The organism is Rugamonas sp. FW305-51 (assembly GCF_058786935.1).
Genome location: NZ_JBYSZG010000005.1, coordinates 162445 through 178595, shown reverse-complemented (window position 1 = coordinate 178595; position 16151 = coordinate 162445). Strand labels below are relative to the sequence as shown.

Annotated in this window: 16 protein-coding genes; 12 read left to right on the top strand and 4 right to left on the bottom strand. The window is 65.6% G+C overall.

Annotated features, from left to right (window positions below):
• Nucleotides 1-21 precede the first annotated feature (21 nt).
• From metW to AC3WOS_RS05955, 4 genes are read left to right on the top strand one after another with little or no spacing between them, the layout of a single operon-like run.
• Nucleotides 22-633, top strand: coding sequence for a methionine biosynthesis protein MetW (gene metW, locus AC3WOS_RS05970; RefSeq protein ID WP_492714948.1), 612 nt, complete (start codon nt 22-24; stop codon nt 631-633).
• Entirely contained in the window at nt 633-1919 is a 1287-nt protein-coding gene (locus AC3WOS_RS05965) for an AmpG family muropeptide MFS transporter (protein WP_492714947.1), read from the top strand. Before metW ends, AC3WOS_RS05965 begins: the two co-directional genes overlap by 1 nt.
• Entirely contained in the window at nt 1900-2787 is an 888-nt protein-coding gene (locus tag AC3WOS_RS05960; protein ID WP_492714945.1) for a M48 family metallopeptidase, read from the top strand. The genes AC3WOS_RS05965 and AC3WOS_RS05960 overlap by 20 nt, the downstream gene beginning before the upstream one ends.
• 1 nt (nt 2788) lies before the next feature.
• Nucleotides 2789-3697, top strand: coding sequence for a pseudouridine synthase (locus AC3WOS_RS05955; protein ID WP_492714944.1), 909 nt, complete (start codon nt 2789-2791; stop codon nt 3695-3697).
• A gap of 30 nt (nt 3698-3727) precedes the next feature.
• Here the strand turns inward: AC3WOS_RS05955 and AC3WOS_RS05950 are convergent, their stop codons facing one another.
• The gene (locus AC3WOS_RS05950) at nt 3728-4498 is read right to left on the bottom strand and encodes an exodeoxyribonuclease III (RefSeq protein ID WP_492714943.1); all 771 of its coding nucleotides are present in this window, start codon (nt 4496-4498) and stop codon (nt 3728-3730) included.
• Nucleotides 4499-4649: 151 nt separating this feature from the next.
• Between AC3WOS_RS05950 and pyrE the strand changes: the two genes are divergently transcribed.
• The 5 genes from pyrE to AC3WOS_RS05925 all read left to right on the top strand — a co-directional run bounded on the left by pyrE (nt 4650) and on the right by AC3WOS_RS05925 (nt 9626).
• Complete coding sequence (gene pyrE, locus AC3WOS_RS05945) at nt 4650-5321, top strand: orotate phosphoribosyltransferase (RefSeq protein ID WP_492714942.1); 672 nt, start codon at nt 4650-4652, stop codon at nt 5319-5321.
• Nucleotides 5322-5432: 111 nt separating this feature from the next.
• The gene (locus AC3WOS_RS05940; protein WP_492714941.1) at nt 5433-5807 is read left to right on the top strand and encodes a DUF4279 domain-containing protein; all 375 of its coding nucleotides are present in this window, start codon (nt 5433-5435) and stop codon (nt 5805-5807) included.
• A gap of 78 nt (nt 5808-5885) precedes the next feature.
• On the top strand, nt 5886-6746 hold the full coding sequence (locus tag AC3WOS_RS05935; RefSeq protein WP_492714939.1) for an alpha/beta fold hydrolase: 861 nt from the start codon (nt 5886-5888) through the stop codon (nt 6744-6746).
• A gap of 157 nt (nt 6747-6903) precedes the next feature.
• On the top strand, nt 6904-8925 hold the full coding sequence (locus AC3WOS_RS05930) for an oxidoreductase (protein ID WP_492714938.1): 2022 nt from the start codon (nt 6904-6906) through the stop codon (nt 8923-8925).
• A gap of 134 nt (nt 8926-9059) precedes the next feature.
• Nucleotides 9060-9626 (top strand): PadR family transcriptional regulator, encoded by a 567-nt coding sequence (locus tag AC3WOS_RS05925; protein ID WP_492714937.1) that lies wholly within the window; start codon nt 9060-9062, stop codon nt 9624-9626.
• A 134-nt stretch (nt 9627-9760) separates the two neighbouring features.
• Here AC3WOS_RS05925 and gatB read toward each other — a convergent pair whose 3' ends face one another.
• The 3 genes from gatB to gatC all read right to left on the bottom strand — a co-directional run bounded on the left by gatB (nt 9761) and on the right by gatC (nt 13175).
• Nucleotides 9761-11239 (bottom strand): Asp-tRNA(Asn)/Glu-tRNA(Gln) amidotransferase subunit GatB, encoded by a 1479-nt coding sequence (gatB, locus tag AC3WOS_RS05920; RefSeq protein WP_492714986.1) that lies wholly within the window; start codon nt 11237-11239, stop codon nt 9761-9763.
• Nucleotides 11240-11258: 19 nt separating this feature from the next.
• Nucleotides 11259-12743 (bottom strand): Asp-tRNA(Asn)/Glu-tRNA(Gln) amidotransferase subunit GatA, encoded by a 1485-nt coding sequence (gene gatA, locus AC3WOS_RS05915; protein ID WP_492714935.1) that lies wholly within the window; start codon nt 12741-12743, stop codon nt 11259-11261.
• A 129-nt stretch (nt 12744-12872) separates the two neighbouring features.
• Nucleotides 12873-13175: an Asp-tRNA(Asn)/Glu-tRNA(Gln) amidotransferase subunit GatC gene (gene gatC, locus AC3WOS_RS05910; protein ID WP_492714934.1), complete on the bottom strand. Its 303-nt coding sequence runs from the start codon at nt 13173-13175 to the stop codon at nt 12873-12875.
• 302 nt (nt 13176-13477) lie between these two features.
• On the opposite strand from gatC, the gene AC3WOS_RS05905 reads away from it, so the two are divergent.
• The 3 genes from AC3WOS_RS05905 to mreD all read left to right on the top strand — a co-directional run bounded on the left by AC3WOS_RS05905 (nt 13478) and on the right by mreD (nt 16120).
• Nucleotides 13478-14521 carry a rod shape-determining protein gene (locus AC3WOS_RS05905; RefSeq protein ID WP_008445008.1) on the top strand — a complete coding sequence of 348 codons (1044 nt, stop codon included), beginning with the start codon at nt 13478-13480 and terminating at the stop codon, nt 14519-14521.
• A gap of 100 nt (nt 14522-14621) precedes the next feature.
• Nucleotides 14622-15611, top strand: coding sequence for a rod shape-determining protein MreC (gene mreC / locus AC3WOS_RS05900; RefSeq protein WP_492714933.1), 990 nt, complete (start codon nt 14622-14624; stop codon nt 15609-15611).
• Nucleotides 15608-16120: a rod shape-determining protein MreD gene (mreD, locus tag AC3WOS_RS05895; RefSeq protein ID WP_492714932.1), complete on the top strand. Its 513-nt coding sequence runs from the start codon at nt 15608-15610 to the stop codon at nt 16118-16120. The genes mreC and mreD overlap by 4 nt, the downstream gene beginning before the upstream one ends.
• Nucleotides 16121-16151 lie beyond the last annotated feature (31 nt).

Sequence of the window (16151 nt, the reverse complement as noted above, 5' to 3'; positions counted from 1 at the left end):
AGGTTTCTCGGAATAAATTTGATGAATTTTGAACAATTAAGCAGCGCCCGTCCCGACCTGGCCTTCATCGCCCACTGGGTGCCCAAGCAGGCCCACGTGCTCGACGTCGGTTGCGGCGACGGCGTGATGCTCGACTATTTGCAGAGCGACCGCCAGTGCAGCGGCTACGGCATCGAGATCGCCGACGACAAGGTGCTCGAAAGCACCCGGCGCGGCGTGTGTGTGATCCAGCAGGACATGGAAAAGGGTCTGAGCCTGTTCGGCGACAATTCCTTCGACACGGTGCTGTGCCTGTCGTCGCTGCAGATGATGAAGCACGTCGAACCGCTGCTGCGCGACATCGTGCGGGTGGGGCGCGAAGCCATCGTCTCCTTCCCCAACTTCGCCTATTGGCCGCACCGGGTGGCGCTGCTCAAGGGCCGCATGCCGGTGTCCAAGTCGCTGCCTTATCAGTGGTACGACACGCCCAACGTGCGCTGCGCCACCATCAACGACTTCCGCGAACTGGCCGAGGACTGCGGGCTGGAAGTGCTCGAATGCGTGGCCCTGGCCGCCGGCGAGCAGGTCTCCGTGCTGCCCAATTTGCGGGGCGACCTGGCCGTGTTCCGGCTGCGTAAGAAGGCATCGGCCTGATGGCGGCGCCGGAGCCGGCGGACCGGCAGCCGGGCGCACCCGCGGCCGGCTGGCGCAGCTACCTCAATGGCCGCACCGTGGCCATCCTGTTCCTCGGCTTCAGCTCCGGCCTGCCGCTCTACACCCTGATCTACCTGATGCAGGCCTGGCTGGCCACGTCCGGCCTGGACGTGAAAGCCCTGGGCCTGTTCGCACTGGTCACTTCGCCCTACACCTTCAAGTTCCTGTGGGCGCCGTTCATGGACCGCTACAGCATAGTCCGGCTGGGCCGGCGCCGCGGCTGGATGGCGCTGACCCAGCTGGCCCTGTTCCTGACCATGGGCGCCATGGGCATGCTGGACCCGAAAACCCAGCTGGGCCTGATCGCCGTATTCGTCGCCACCGTCGCCTTCCTGTCGGCCAGCCAGGACGTGGTGATCGACGCCTTCCGGCGCGAGTCGCTGAGCGACGCCGAGCAGGGCCTGGGCGCAGCCGTCATCGTCAACGCCTACAAGGCGGCCAGCCTGATCCCCAGCGCGCTGGGGCTGGTGCTGGCCGACAGCATGCCGTGGCAGAGCGTATTCTGGATCGTGGCCGCCTTCATGTTGCCGGGGCTGGCCTGCACGCTGCTGGTCAAGGAACCGGCCGTGTACGGCGAGCCGCCGCGTAACATGCAGCAGGCCATCGTGCTGCCGTTCCGCGAATTCGTGCGGCGCGACGGCTGGAACAAGGCCATCATGATCGTCGCCTTCGTCCTGCTGTACAAGCTGGGCGACAGCATGGCGACGGCGCTGTCGACCAAGTTCTTCCTCGACATCGGCTTCAGCACCAGGCAGATCGGCCTGGCGGCCAACGCCACCGGCTGGTGGGCCAGCCTGGCCGGCGGCGTGGTGGGCGGGGTGTGGATGGTCAAGCTGGGCATCAACCGGGCGCTGTGGGTATTCGGCGTGCTGCAGGCGCTGGCCATCCTGGGCTTTGCCTGGCTGGCCCAGGTGGGGCCCCATGCCGTGCTGCTGAGCGCCGTTTTCGGCTTCGAAGCGTTCGCCAGCACGGGGCTGGGCGCGGCCGCCCTGGTGGCGTTTATATCGCGCTCGACCGATCCGCGTTACACTGCTACCCAATACGCGCTGTTTTCCAGCCTTGCCGCTGTACCGCGCACTTTTATCAATTCCTCGGTCGGCTTCATCGTGGCCGAAACGGGCTGGTTCACGTTCTTTATCGTGTGCTTCGTCCTTGCATTTCCTGCCATGATGATGCTGCCGAAAATCGCACCATGGAATGCACCACATGAACACCCTCAAACGTAGCGCCCTCGCGCTGGCGCTGGTGGCCGGACTGGCCGCCGCGCCGCTGGCATCGCCCCAGAATTATTCGGACGGCATCCCCGTCAAGCCGCTGTCGAAGTTCCGCAATTTCGAGGACCAGCAGCAGGTGGACCAGCAATCGCGCCAGCAGTACGCCCAGTTGCTGGGCGAGGCGCAGCAGAAACAGGCGCTGATGCCGGACAACCACCCGCAGGTCATCCGCCTGCGCGCCATCGCCCGCCGCCTGATCCCCTACACGGCGCGCTGGAACCCGGAGTCGGCCAACTGGAAGTGGGAAGTCAACCTGCTCAATTCCGGCACCGTGAACGCGTTCTGCATGCCGGGCGGGCGCATCGCCTTCTACAGCGGCATCCTGACCAAGCTCAATCTGACGGACGATGAAGTGGCGATCGTGATGGGCCACGAGATCGGCCACGCGCTGCGCGAGCATGGCCGCGAGCGGGCCGGCAAGGCCACCACGGCCAACCTGTTCGGCCGGGTGGCCAGCATCGGCCTGTCGGCCTGGCTGGGCGTGGACCAGCGCATCACGGACGCCGGCGCCAACGCCGTCACCCAGCTGGCCGTGCTCAAGTTCTCGCGCGAGGACGAGAGCGAGGCCGACCAGGTGGGCCTGGACCTGGCGGCGCGGGCCGGCTACGATCCGCGCGCCGGCGTGGCCCTGTGGACCAAGATGGGCCAGCTCAACCAGGGCAAGCCGCTCGAATTCCTGTCCACCCACCCCAGCGGCAATGCCCGTATCGACGACATGAACCGCAACATGCCGCTGGTGCTGCCCGTGTTCGCGCGTGCGCGCGGGCTGGACCCGAACGCGCTGCCGCCCTACCACTCGCTGGCCATCAGCAAGCGCTGACATGGCGGCCAACGCACACAAGCACGGCAAGCCGCCGCTGCCCATGCGCGACGGCGTCATGCCCAGCTACCTGTGGCTGCAGGGCGGCGACTGGCCCGACATGCTGAGTTTCATGGCCGAGCGTTTTCCGGCCGTGAGCGCGGCGGACTGGCGCGCGCGCATGGAGCGGGGCGGGGTGGTGGACGCCAGCGGCACGCCGCTGCTGCCGCACAGCCCTTACCGGCGCGGCATCCGCATCTTCTACTACCGCGAACTCGAGGCGGAAACGCCGATCCCGTTCGAGGAGGAGATCCTGTTCCAGGACGCGGATTTGCTGGTGGTGGACAAGCCCCATTTCGTGCCGATGATACCGACCGGGCGCTTCCTGCATGAATCGCTGCTGGTGCGGCTGAAGAAAAAGCTGGGCAACGAGGAGCTCACGCCCATCCACCGGCTCGACCGCGAGACGGCCGGGGTGGTGATCTTCTCCTGCCGCCAGGTCACGCGCGGGGCCTACCAGTCGCTGTTCCAGAAGCGCGCCATCGAGAAGGAATACGAGGCGCTGGCCGCGCCCCTGGCCGGCTACGAGTTCCCCTTCACCTACCGCAGCCGCATGGTCGATGGCGAAAAATTCTTCCTGATGAAGGAGGAGCAGGGCGAGCCCAATTCGGAAACCGTGATCGACGTGATCGAGCACCGGGCCGACGCCACGCTGTACCGCCTGCGTCCGCACACGGGACGCAAGCACCAGCTGCGGGTGCACCTGTCGTCGCTCGGTATCCCCATCGTCAACGATGCGTTCTACCCGGTGGCGCTGCCGTGCAAGCAGGACGACGTGTCGCAGCCCTTGAAACTGCTGGCGCGCGCCATCGCCTTCGACGACCCGTTCACGGGCGAGCGGCGCCGCTACACCAGCCGGCGCACGCTGTAGCGGCGCGCCCGGCCCGTTGGCTGCGGCCCGTCAGGCCGCGTAGTCGATGATCAGCGGGGCGTGGTCGGAGAACCGTTCATCCTTGTAGATGGCCACGGTGTGCGCCTGGGCCGCGATGCCGGGGGTGGCGACGTGGTAGTCGATGCGCCATCCCACGTTCTTGGCCCAGGCCTGGCCGCGGTTGCTCCACCAGGTGTACTGTTCTTCGCGCGGGTCCAGGCCGCGGTGCACGTCCACATAGCCCACATCGTCGAAGATGCGGGTCATCCAGGCCCGTTCCTCGGGCAGGAAGCCGGAATTCTTCTTGTTGCCCTTCCAGTTCTTCAGGTCGATCTCGTGGTGGGCGATGTTCCAGTCGCCGCAGATCACCACTTCGCGGCCCTCGGCCCGCAGCGCTGCCAGATGGGGCAGGAACAGGTCCATGAAGCGGAATTTCGCTTCCTGGCGCTCGGGGCCGGACGAACCGGACGGGCAGTACACGGAAATGATGGTCAGCTGGCCGAAGTCGCAGCGCACGTAGCGGCCTTCGGCGTCGAATTCGGGGCTGCCGAAGCCGATCAGCACGCGGTCCGGTTGCCGCTTGCTGTAGACGCCCGTGCCGGAGTAACCCTTCTTTTCCGCGTAGTGGAAATGGCCGTGGTAGCCGCCCGGATTGAGGAATTCGGGCGTCATGTCCGCCTGCTGGGCCTTGAGTTCCTGGACGCAGACGAAATCGGCATCTTGTGCGGCCATCCAGGTGAAGAAGCCTTTCGAGGCGGCGGAACGGATGCCATTCAGGTTGGCGGAGATGATTTTTGGCATAGGATACGTAGGGGCCAGGGCAGGCCGGGCTGGGCAAAAGCGCCAGTGTAGCGTGTTTTACGGGGCGGCGCGCAACGGCGCCGGAGCGCTTGCATTGTCCAGTACGGGCGCGCGGATTAAAATACAGGCACTTTTCTGACATGAGGCTATTGTGACTAACTTACGGCAAGAATTTATCGCGTTTTCCGTTGCGACGGGTGTACTGCGTTTCGGCGATTTCACCACCAAGGCGGGACGCCAGTCGCCGTACTTCTTCAACGCCGGCCTGTTCCACGACGGCGCCACGCTGGCCCAGCTGGCCCAGTTCTACGCCCAGACCCTGCTCGACTCCGGCGTCGAGTTCGACATGCTGTTCGGCCCCGCCTACAAGGGCATCACGCTGGCCTCGGCCACGGCCGTGGCGCTGGCCGGCAAGGGCCGCAACACCTCGTTCGCCTTCAACCGCAAGGAAGCCAAGGACCACGGCGAAGGCGGCACCATCGTCGGCGCCAAGCTGCAGGGCAAGGTCGTCATCATCGACGACGTGATCTCGGCCGGCACCTCCGTGCGCGAATCGGTGGACATGATACGGGCCGCCGGCGCCGAACCGTGCGCCGTGCTGATCGCGCTGGACCGCATGGAGCGTTCCGGCAAGGATGGCGCGCTGTCGGCCAGCTCGGCGGTGCAGGAAGTGAGCAAAACGTATAACATTCCCGTGATCTCGATCGGCAACCTTGACGATTTGTTCAGCTACTTGAACGGCGCCGGCGCCGATCCCCAGCTGCAGCAGTACAAGGACGCGGTGGCCGCCTACCGCGCCCGCTACGGCGTGGCCGCCGCTTGATGCGGCTCAGCATCGCCGCGTAGACTTTGAAATTGCTTTGGTGTAACATTTTTAGGGCATGCCCCAGGCGTTTTGGATATCGGCCCCGGCCGAGAAATTAAAGGCTGAATAATGAACATCGCAACCTTGAAAGTACACGGCGACGAAGAAGGCCTGGCGGACATCCGCGACGGCTTGCCGACCGAGCCCGACCATACCTGGAGCAAGGGCGATCCCCGTCCGGATGGCCGGGTCCGCATCGATTCGGGCTTCTACCTGGGCGTGGCCACCCACCAGGATCCGGACGTGCTGCTGCGCCAGATCCGCTCCTACCTGGCCGAATGCTCGGCGCGCGGCATCCACTTCGAACGCTCCGACGTGGCGGCCGAGCTGCGCATCGCCATCAGCCACGCGGACGGCGAAACCGTCATGCCCAGCCTCGACTTCGAACTGTCGGACTTGCGGCTGTTGGTGGACATGGGCATTTCGCTCAGCGTTGTGTCGTAACGGCCGCAGGGCCCTCGCCGCGCCCCGGAAATTACGTTAAGCTAACGGTTTTGCCAAAAGCATAACTGGAGTGTAGCAATGCGATTTTCCGAAGACAGACTGGCCCGCCTGCCAGTGGGCGGCCAGACTGAGCGCCAGGTCCACATCTGGGAGCCAGCCGCGCCGCGCGCCGTCATCGTGGCGCTGCATGGCGGCATGGCCCATGCGGGCGACTATGTGACCCCGGCCCTGTACTTCCGCGCCCACGGCATCGCCACCGTCAGCTACGACATGGTGGGCCACGAAATGGCGCGCCGGGTCGACATTCCCGGCTTCCACGTCTTCCTCGACGAGAGCGAACTGCTGCTGTCCTGGGTCAAGCAGCACTATCCGGGCTTGCCCATCTACGTCATGGGGCACTCGATGGGCGGCCTGATCGCCACCCACCTGGCGCTGCACCGCATCCCGGCCGATCCGGCCATCAAGGGCTTCATCCTGTCCTCGCCGTACTACGTCAACGCCATCAAGGTGGCGCCGCTGCTGCTGGCGCTGTCGGGCGCGCTGGCCGCGCTGCTGCCGCGCATGAAGGTGCCGCTCGATGCGCTGACGGACGTGCTGACCCATGACGCCACCATCACGGCCCGCCACCACGCCGACGAGCGCGATGGCATACGGGCGACGGAAGTGACGGTGCGCTTCGGCCACGCACTGAACCAGGCGCAGGCCGGCCTGGCGCCGCACATGCCGGCCTGGCGCTACCCCCTGTTCGCCGTCATCGCCGGCGACGACCGCCTGGCCGACGCCGACGCGGGCGAGGCCATGCTGCGCACCATCAAGCCGGAACTGCTGGAACTGCACCGCTACCCGCAGAACTACCACGAGAACTTCAACGAGCTCAATCGCGAGCAGATCTTCGCCGCCATCCTGCAGTGGATGGGCGCGCACGGCTTGCCGGCCTGACCCGGAAAATTGGGGACGGACTCCGGTTTTCACGATGTGCAATCCGGAGTCCATCCCCCAATTTTTAGAGGATAGATACAAGCATTTATGCAACTGGTTGCGCAAATAAAAAAACGCACCTACAATCGTGCAACTGATTGCATAAATGGAGACCCGCATGACCTCGTACCCACACCTGTTGACCCCACTGGACCTGGGCTTCACCACGCTGCGCAACCGCGTGCTGATGGGCTCCATGCACGTGGGCCTGGAAGAAGCGCCCAACGGTTTCGCCCGCATGGCCGCGTTCTACGCCGAACGCGCGCGCGGCGGCGTGGGCCTGATGGTCACGGGCGGCATTTCGCCCAATGAGGCGGGGCGCCCGATGCGCGGCGGTTCCATGATGACCACCGAGGCCGACGCCGAACACCACCGCCAGGTCACCACGGCCGTGCACGCGGCCGGCGGCAAGATCGCCATGCAGATCCTGCACTTCGGCCGTTACTCCTACCAGAGCGGCCTGGTGGCCCCGAGCGCGCTGCAGGCGCCGATCAACGCGTTCGAGCCGCACGCGCTGACCACCGACGAAGTCGAGCAGACCATCGAAGACTTCGTGCGCTGCGCCGGCCTGGCCCAGTCGGCCGGCTACGACGGCGTGGAGATCATGGGCTCGGAGGGCTACCTGATCAACGAGTTCATCGCCGCCCGCACCAACATGCGCGACGATGAATGGGGCGGCAGTTATGAGAAGCGCATGCGCTTCCCGGTCGAGATCGTGCGCCGCACGCGTGAAAAAGTGGGCCCCAATTTCATCATCATCTACCGCCTGTCGATGCTGGACCTGGTGGAAGACGGCTCCACGCTCGATGAAGTGATCGCGCTGGCCAAGGCTGTCGAAGCGGCCGGGGCGACCATCATCAACACCGGCATCGGCTGGCACGAGGCGCGCATTCCCACCATCGCCACCAAGGTGCCGCGGGCGGCCTTCGCCTGGGTCACCAAGCAACTGCGCGGCCACGTGAAGATCCCGCTGATCGCCACCAACCGCATCAACACGCCGGAAGTGGCCGAGCAGGTGCTGGCCGACGGCTGCAGCGACATGGTGTCGATGGCCCGTCCGTTGCTGGCCGACCCCGAGTTCGTCGTGAAGGCCGAGCAGGGCCGCGCCGACGAGATCAACACCTGCATCGGCTGCAACCAGGCCTGCCTGGACCACACGTTCGGCGGCAAGATCACCTCCTGCCTGGTCAACCCGCGCGCGTGCCACGAGACGGAACTGGTGTTCGCGCCCATGGCCAAGCGCAAGCGCGTGGCCGTGGTGGGCGCCGGCCCGGCAGGCTTGAGCTTCGCCGTGGCGGCCGCCGAGCGTGGCCACGCGGTGGAACTGTTCGAGGCGGCCGGCGAAATCGGCGGCCAGCTGAACGTGGCCAAGCAAGTGCCGGGCAAGGAAGAGTTCCATGAGATGCTGCGCTACTTCGGCAAGCAGATCGAGCTGCGCGGCGTGCAGGTCAAGCTCAACACGCGCGCCACGGCGCAGCAGCTGAAGGAGGGCGGCTACGATGAGATCGTGGTGGCCACCGGCGTCACGCCGCGCCTGCCGGACATCGAAGGCGTGCACCATCCCAAGGTGATGGGCTACCTGGACGTACTGCGCGAGCGCAAGCCGGTGGGCAAATCGGTGGCCATTATCGGCGCCGGCGGCATCGGCTTCGACGTGGCCGAATTCCTGACCCACAGCGGCGAGAGCGCCACCCTGCATCCGGAGAAGTTCTACGCCGAGTGGGGCATCGACACGGCCTACCGCGCCGCCGGCGGCCTGCGCGCGGCCGACGTGGAAGCGTCGCCGCGCCGCGTCTACCTGTTGCAGCGCAAGGACAGCAAGGTGGGCGCCAATCTGGGCAAGACCACCGGCTGGATCCACCGCACCGGTTTGAAGGCGCGCCGGGTGGCCATGGCCTCCGGCGTCAGCTACCGCAAGATCGACGACGAAGGCCTGCACGTGACGGTGGACGGCGAAGACCGTGTGCTGCCGGTCGATAACGTGATCCTGTGCGCCGGCCAGAACCCGCTGCGCGAACTGTACGACCAGCTGCAAGCGGCCGGTTGCGCCGCGCACCTGATCGGCGGCGCGGACGTGGCGGCGGAACTGGACGCCAAGCGCGCCATCAACCAGGGCGTGCGGCTGGCGGCCACGATCTGATTTAGCCTGGGCGCGCAGATGGGCAGGTGGATCGGCCACCTGATCCCGCGTTGAAGGGACAGGCCTTCTGCAGCGATGCCAGGTGGCATGGGATAATGTCGCCTTTGCCACATCGGGCCACGCCTGCGAACACCATGTCCTTACCCCATGCCTTGATCACGGCCTTGCTGGAGCGTCCTTGCTCCGGCGTGGAATTGGCGCGCCGTTTCGACAAGTCGATCGGCTTTTTCTGGCACGCCACGCATCAGCAGATCTATCGCGAGCTGGGGCGGCTGGAGCAGGCTGGCTGGGTGGTGTCGCTGGAGCCGGAATCGGGGCGCGGGCGCAAGCGCGCGTACCGCGTGCTGCCCGCCGGGAGCGAGGAACTGCGGCGCTGGACGGCCGAGAGTCACGACCCCAAGCCCATGCGCGACGAACTGATGCTGCGGCTGCGGGCCGAAGCCGTGATCGGACCGACCTCGTTACGGGGCGACATCGCCCGCCGGCTGGAGCTGCACCGGCGCCAGCGCGAGCTGTACCAGCAGATCGAAGTGGACGACTTTTCCGGCGCAGGCCAGTCACGTGAACGCCAGCTGCAACACCTGGTGCTTACGGCCGGCATCATGCTCGAATCGTTCTGGATCGAATGGTCGGAAAAAGCGCTGGCCGTGCTGGAACAGGATCAGCCACCAAAAGACCAATCGCAGTCCCCATCTCACTAGAAAAAAATGGGGACGTACCCCATTTTTTCCTAAATGGGGTACGTCCCCATTTTTGCGCCCCCCATTTTTGGGAGGTGCTGTTCCAAAGAAAAAAGGACGCCGCGGCGTCCTTTTTTTCATGCTGCTGGCGCTGCTTAGCCGGCCAGCTTGGCTTTCAGCAGCTCGGTCAGCTGGGCCGGGTTGGCCTTGCCGCGCGACGCTTTCATGGCCTGGCCGATCAGCGCATTGATGGCCGCTTCCTTGCCGGCGCGGTACTGCTCGACCGATTTGGCGTTCGCCGCCAGTACTTCGTTGACGATCGCTTCCAGCGCGCCCGTGTCCGAAATCTGCTTCAGGCCCTTCGCTTCGATGATGGCATCGACCAGGTTGGCGTCGGCCGACTTGGCTTCCCACATGGCCGCGAACACTTCCTTGGCGATCTTGTTGGAGATGGTGCCATCGGCGATGCGCTTGAGCATGAGCGCCAGTTGGGCCGGCGATACGGGCGCGTCGGCGATGTCCACGTTCTCGCGGTTCAGCGTGGACGACACGTCGCCCATCAGCCAGTTGGCGGCGGCCTTGGCGTTCTCCTTGCCGGCCGCTTCGACCACGGCCACGAAGTAGTTCGCCATTGCCTTCGACTGGGTCAGTACCAGCGCGTCGTATTCCGGCAGCGCGTATTCGCTGACGAAGCGCGCGCGCATGGCGCCCGGCAGTTCCGGCATGGTGGCCTTGACGCGGGCGATCCACTCTTCCGAGATCATCAGCGGCGGCAGGTCCGGATCGGGGAAGTAGCGGTAGTCCTGGGCATCTTCCTTGCTGCGCATTTCGCGCGTTTCCTTGCGGTCCGGGTCGTACAGGCGGGTCGCCTGCTGCACCTTGCCGCCGTCTTCGATCAGTTCGATCTGGCGCCGCACTTCCACATGCACGGCCTCCTCGATGAAGCGGAACGAGTTCAGGTTCTTGATCTCGCAGCGGGTGCCGAATTCGGTCTGGCCCTTGGGACGCACGGACACGTTCACGTCGCAGCGGAACGAGCCTTCCTGCATGTTGCCGTCGCAAACGCCCAGCCACATCACCAGCGAGTGCAGCGCCTTGGCGTAGGCCACCGCTTCGGCGGCGCTGCGGATTTCCGGCTCGGAGACGATCTCCAGCAGCGGCGTGCCGGCGCGATTGAGGTCGATGCCGCTCATGCCGTGGTAGTCCTCGTGCAGCGACTTGCCGGCGTCTTCTTCCAGGTGGGCACGCGTCAGGTTGACGGTCTTGGTGACGAATTCGCCGTCCTTCTCGTAGCCGAAGGTGAGCGAGCCGCCCTGCACCACGGGGTCCTCGAACTGGCTGATCTGGTAGCCCTTGGGCAGGTCGGGGTAGAAGTAGTTCTTGCGGGCGAAGATGGATTGCGGCGCCACCTTGGCGCCCACGGCCAGGCCGAAGCGGATCGCGCGGTCCACGGCCTGCTTGTTCATCACCGGCAGCACGCCGGGCAGCGCCAGGTCGACGGGGCTGGCCTGGGTGTTCGGTTCGGCGCCGAACTTGATCGGCGAACCGCTGAAAATTTTAGATTCGGTCGTGAGCTGCACGTGGTTCTCAAGACCGATGACGACTTCCCATTCCATATTGGTGTTCTCGCTGATGTATTCGTTATAGGGTGTCTTATACGCCGGCCGGCGCGCGCAGGTGCCAGTCGGTGGCTTGCTGGAACTGGTGCGCCACGTTCAGCAGCTTCGCTTCGCCGAAGTAGTTGCCGATGATCTGCAGGCCTACCGGGCGCTTGCCGTTCTTCTCGCCCTGGCCGAAGCCGCAGGGGATGGACATGCCGGGCAGGCCGGCCAGGCTGGTCGACAGGGTGTAGATGTCGGCCAGGTAGGCGGCCACCGGGTCGTCGGACTTGTCGCCCAGGTCCCAGGCCACGGTTGGCGCCACCGGTCCCATGATGACGTCGCACACGGCGTTCGGGCCATTGAGCACGGCCTCGAAGTCCTGCGCGATCAGGCGCCGGATCTTCTGCGCCTTGAGGTAGTAGGCGTCGTAGTAGCCGTGGCACAGCACGTAGGTGCCGACCATGATGCGGCGCTTCACTTCCGCGCCAAAGCCTTCGGCGCGGGTCTTCTTGTACATGTCCTGCAGGTCCTTGTAGCCGGCGGCGCGGTGGCCGTAGCGCACGCCGTCAAAGCGCGACAGGTTGGACGACGCTTCGGCCGGCGCGATCATGTAGTAGGCCGGGATAGACAGCGCCGTGTTGGGCAGCGAGATGTCGACCAGCGTGGCGCCCAGCTTGACGAACTGCTCGAGCGCGCCGCGCACGGCCTGTTCGACGTCGGCCGCCAGGCCTTCGCCGAAGTATTCCTTGGGTACGCCGATGCGCAGGCCCGTCAGCGGCTGGTTCAGTGCGCGCGTGAAATCCTCGTCCACGCCGCCCTGTTCCGGGGTCAGGCTGGTCGAGTCGCGCTCGTCGAAGCCGGCCATGGCCGACAGCAGCAGGGCGCAGTCCTCGGCCGTCTGCGCCATCGGACCGCCCTGGTCGAGCGAGGAGGCGAAGGCGATCATGCCAAAGCGCGACACGCGGCCGTAGGTGGGCTTGATGCCGGTAATGCCGCAGAACGAGGCCGGCTGGCGGATCGAGCCGCCCGTGTCGGTACCCGTCACGCCTGGCGCCAGGCGCGCGGCCACGGCGGCGGCCGAACCACCGGAGGAGCCGCCCGGCACGGCCGTCTTGTCCCACGGGTTTTTCACGGCGCCGAAGGCCGAGTTTTCATTGGCCGAGCCCATGGCGAATTCGTCGCAATTGAGCTTGCCCAGGGTGACCATGCCGGCCGCGCCCAGTTTTTCCACCACGGTGGCGTTGAACGGGCTCACATAGTTGGCCAGCATGTTGGAGCCGGCCGTCGAGCGCCAGTCGCGCGTGACGAAGATGTCCTTGTGGGCGATCGGCACGCCCGTCAGCGCGGTGGCGGTGCCGGCGGCGATGCGCGCGTCGGCCGCTGCCGCCTGGGCCAGCGTCAGGGCGCGGTCCACGTGCAGGAAGGCATTGAGGTCGCTCGCTTCGATGCGGTCGAGGAAGTGCTTGGCCAGGTCGGTGGCGGAGATCGCCTTGCTCTGCAGCAGGGCGGACAGCTCTTTAATGGTTTTGGTGTGCATGGCGTTTCAGTCAATTCAGGGCACGTCGTCCGCGCGCAAGCGGGGACCCATGCTCAGGATGGATGCCCGCCTGCGCGGGCATGACGGTACGGCGGTTGTTCGGACGTGGGTGCGCGGCGCGGGAGCCGCTTATTCGATCACTTTCGGCACCAGGTACAGGCCGTCCTCGGTCTTGGGCGCCACGGCCTGGTAAGCCTCGCGGCGATTCGGTTCGGTGGCCGCGTCTTCGCGCAGGCGCAGGGCGATGTTGTTCATGTGGGCCGCCAGCGGATGGCTGAGCGGGGCGACGCCGTCGGTGTCGACCGCCTGCATCTGTTCGGCCAGCGCAAAGATGCCGTTCAGTTGGCCCAGCGCCGTGGCGGACTGCTCTTCGCTCATCTCGAGTTGGGCCAGGTGGGCGATGCGTTTTACGTCGGATAGGGTCAGGGACATGGCGATAGGCGCGGGCGAGCCGCGCGGTTTAATTGTTATATTGACAAAAAACTTGAATTGACGGTAATCGGCCGCCAAAAGCTTCCGAAAGCCGCTTAAATCGCGGCCTGAAGGGATACACTTTTGACTGGATTTTCGGCAAATCGCATTCAAATTATAAGGTAGAATGGCGGGTTGATGCGTTGCCGGCGCCGAATGAAGCTGCCGCCGCGTCTGAACTGACAGCGCAGCGCCCCGCCGGCGCCCGCTCGGATACTCCCTATAACGGCTTACGCGCACTTTTGAGGCGCCACAGGATACTCATGTTTGGTTTTTTACGCAGGTATATTTCCACCGATCTGGCCATTGACTTGGGCACGGCCAACACCCTGATTTATGTACGCGGCCAGGGCATCGTCCTGGACGAACCATCGGTCGTGGCGATCCGCCAGGAGGGCGGCCCGAACGGCAAGAAGACCATCCAGGCCGTCGGTAAGGAGGCCAAGCAGATGCTGGGCAAGGTGCCCGGCAACATCGAGGCGATCCGCCCGATGAAAGATGGCGTGATCGCCGACTTCACCGTCACCGAACAGATGCTCAAGCAGTTCATCCGCATGGTGCACGATTCCAAATTCTTCCGCCCGTCGCCGCGCATCATCATCTGCGTGCCGTGCGGCTCGACCCAGGTGGAACGGCGCGCGATCCGCGAATCGGCGCTGGGCGCCGGCGCCTCGCAGGTGTACCTGATCGAGGAACCGATGGCAGCCGCCATCGGCGCCGGCCTGCCCGTGTCCGACGCCACCGGCTCGATGGTGGTCGACATCGGCGGCGGCACCACGGAAGTGGGCATCATCTCGCTGGGCGGCATGGTCTACAAGGGTTCCGTGCGCGTGGGCGGCGACAAGTTCGATGAAGCCATCGTCAACTACATCCGCCGCAACTACGGCATGCTGATCGGCGAACAGACGGCCGAAGCGATCAAGAAGGCCATCGGTTCGGCCTTCCCTGGCTCGGAAGTGAAGGAAATGGAAGTCAAGGGCCGCAACCTGTCCGAAGGCATCCCCCGTTCGTTCACCATCTCGTCCAACGAGATCCTGGAAGCGCTGACCGACCCGCTCAACAACATCGTCTCGGCCGTCAAGAACGCGCTGGAACAGACCCCGCCGGAACTGGGCGCCGACATCGCCGAAAAAGGCATGATGCTGACCGGCGGCGGCGCGCTGCTGCGCGACCTGGACCGCCTGCTGATGGAAGAGACGGGCCTGCCGGTGCTGGTGGCCGAAGATCCGCTGACCTGCGTGGTGCGCGGCTCGGGCATGGCGCTCGAGCGGATGGACCAGTTGGGTTCCATCTTCTCCTACGAATAAGGCCGTGGCCCGGGGCCGCCGGCGGCCCCGGGCTGGTGGAAGAGGTGACAGGCTCAGGCCGTTGGTTGGTTGGCGCGCGAGCGCCGGATAATTGGAAGTCATGGAATACAGTCCTCCGCCACTTTTCAAGCAAGGCGCCCCGGCCCGCGTCAAGATGACGGTGTTCGCGTGCATTTCGATCGCGCTGTTGCTGATCGATTCGCGCATGCATAGCCTGGCCACGGTGCGCCAGGTGGCCGGCACCGTGCTCTATCCGCTGCAAATGGCCGCGCTGCTGCCGCGCGACGCCATCTACGGCATGGGCGATTACTTCTCTTCGCTGTCGTCGCTGGAAAAACAGGTCCGTGAGCTGAAACGCCAGCAGATCGCCAGCGCCCAGGCCCTGCAGCAGGCCCAGCTCCAGTTCGCTGAAAACAACCAGCTGCGCAAGCTGATGGATGCGCGCCAGCGCCTGCCCGTCAAGTCCATGCTGGCCGAAGTGCTGTACGACGCGCGCGACGCCAACAGCCGCAAGATCGTGCTGGACCGGGGCACCCAGCAGGGTGTCACGCTGGGCCTGCCCGTGATCGACAATCTGGGCGTGGTGGGCCAGGTCACGCGCGTGTTCCCGTTCACCTCCGAGGTCACGCTGCTGACCGACAAGGAGCAAGCCATTCCCGTCGAACTGCTGCGCACCGGTTTGCGCAGCGTGGCCTATGGCCGCGGCAAGTCCGGCACGCTGGAGCTGCGCTTCACGGCGCCCAATGCCGACATCCAGGTCAACGACGTGGTGGTGACCTCCGGCCTGGACGGCGTGTACCCGGCCGGCCTGGCCGTGGCCCGCGTGACCCAGGTGGAAAACAGCGCCGGCGGCTCGTTCGGCGGCGTCGTGTGCCAGCCGCTGGCCGGCATTGCCAACCACACCCAGTTGCTGATCCTGATGACGCCACCGGACATGCCGCCCCGTCCGCCCGAGGAAGAAGCGCGCCCGCTCAAGAAACACGCCGGCAAGATGGGCCCCGTCAAGGAATCGGGCGCCACCCAGGGCGCCACGCCCGCCGTCGCGCCGGCCGCACCGCTCCAGCCCAAACCGAAGGAGACCGCGCGATGAGCCGTCCCCACTACATCCTGCTGCCCGTCAGCCCCCTGTTCATCGCCTTCAGCCTGTTCTGCGCCTTTCTGCTCAACCTCCTGCCGTGGGGGAACTTCATCGGCACGCCCGACTTCGTGGCGCTGGTGCTGGTGTTCTGGGGCGTGCACCAGCCGCGCAAGGTGGGCATCGGCACCGCCTTCTTCCTCGGCCTGCTGATGGACGTGCACGACTCCACGCTGCTGGGCGAGAACGCGCTGGCCTATACGCTGCTGTCCTATTTCGCCATCATGCTGCACCGGCGCGTGCTGTGGTTCCCGCTCATGACGCAGGCCATGCACGTGTTCCCGCTGCTGCTGATGGCGCAGTCGGTGCAGCTGGGCATACGTTTCATCGTGTCGGGCAAGTTCCCCGGCTGGTTCTATTTCCTGGAAAGCGCGGTGGCCGTCGCCCTGTGGCCGCTGGCCACCTGGCTGCTGCTGGCGCCCCAGCGGCGCGCCGTCGACCGCGATCACACGCGGCCGATCTGAGCGCCGCCCCCTTTGACGGTAACGATTTACC